A 1,406-nucleotide genomic window follows, 5' to 3' on the forward strand; every position below is an offset into this window, starting at 1 on the left:
TGGGTATTTATCAGAGAAAAAACATGAAAAACAGACAGTGAATAAATAGAAAACAATAAAACCTGACTCATAGAAGGCGGCTTGTTTTCCCTTCGCTACACCGTTTAGCTAACTTTTACTCATACCTTACCGGTGCATTAGCCAACAAGGATGGTAATTTGAGATTACAAATAAAGCTTACCAATTCGAATGATGACAAAGGGTTTGGTTTTGTTGATGATATATTTGAATAATAAAAAGGAATTTTAATGAAAAACTTATTAATGAATACCACTGTGGCAATCGCGTTCTTTATATTTGGCTATATCTTTTACCCTATGATTAATGAGGTTAACGTTGAGACAGAGTTAATGGGTGGTGAGAATAAAGTAAGAGAAGATTTTACCATTGTAGAAAGTGAAAACCTTGTGGGACCAGTGAAAGCCAATCAGGGTGATTTAAATGATGTTGAAGTTTCAGGGGGCTCTGAGAAAGAAACCGTAGAGTTAGATGGATACAATGGTAGAGAGGCGGTTGACTTCGATGAAGAAGAAACGGTGGAAGATAAAGAGCTTGTTTCTTTTCAGAATGAATTAAAAGAGTGGGCTGCTGTCCACAAAGCTCGGGTTAGTGATTTGATTACTGCATATATGTCGAGTGGAAGTGCTGAACATATGAAGTTGCAGATTATGGATGGCAATGAATTTCTAACGCAACCACCAATCGAACAGGATGTTGTTGAAGATGAGAGTTGGGCTTATAACATGGAGGAGCTGTTAGATATTCTTATTTCCAAACATGAATTAAGTGACAAGTTTCAGTTGTTGAATCTTTCATGCAAACAATTAATGTGCGATATCCTTGGTGTAGAGAAAGAGGCCGGTGTGTGGTTCAAGCTATATGTGAGTCTGCTACAAAATGCACCAGGTATTGAATTTCCAGATGGTAACAATGATCCCAAGTCCGTTGCGTATATGGAAAACGATGTTGCTGTTATCTACTCTCAACTAAAATTCAAGGGCAGATGAATAAGTAATCAAATGTTTGGCACTTTGAGCTGCCATGAGCATTATGGGACCTGGATCAGGTAAGTTGAGAAAATAGAACGTCATTTCCGCCATTGAAGGCAAATATGACCAGCCAGTGATCCCCTGAAAATGTGGTGTTGTCTAAAGCGGTTCACCACATCCTTAAACTCAGGCTGTCGCGGTTTTTATGCCTGCTAATAGCCGCTTTGTTTTCGCCCGTTATAACCGCCGTTACAGACTAATAGCATGGGAACTATGGATATAATAAGAAGTACAGAATTTACCGCCGATAAAGCCTGGTAAGAGTCCGGTGATGACCGTCTAGCTTTTAGCGAAGTTCCATGGCAGGAGGTGGTCGAGGTTGTCACCGGGTTTGAGTTTGGGAAGTTCTTTAAAAAG

1 protein-coding gene is annotated in these 1,406 nt (G+C 39.5%); it reads left to right on the forward strand.

Features of this window, described 5'->3' with window-relative positions:
- Nucleotides 1-248: 248 nt before the first annotated feature.
- On the forward strand, nucleotides 249-1,007 hold the full coding sequence (locus tag CDA54_RS19360; RefSeq protein WP_099036688.1) for a hypothetical protein: 759 nt from the start codon (nucleotides 249-251) through the stop codon (nucleotides 1,005-1,007).
- Nucleotides 1,008-1,406 lie beyond the last annotated feature (399 nt).

The organism is Lacimicrobium alkaliphilum, from assembly GCF_002591895.1.
GTDB classification, from domain to species: Bacteria; Pseudomonadota; Gammaproteobacteria; order Enterobacterales; family Alteromonadaceae; genus Lacimicrobium; species Lacimicrobium alkaliphilum.

Excerpts from the sequence above, each read along its gene's own strand:
- CDA54_RS19360 (WP_099036688.1), top strand. The coding sequence starts at position 249 with ATGAAAAACTTATTAATGAATACCACTGTGGCAATCGCGTTCTTTATA.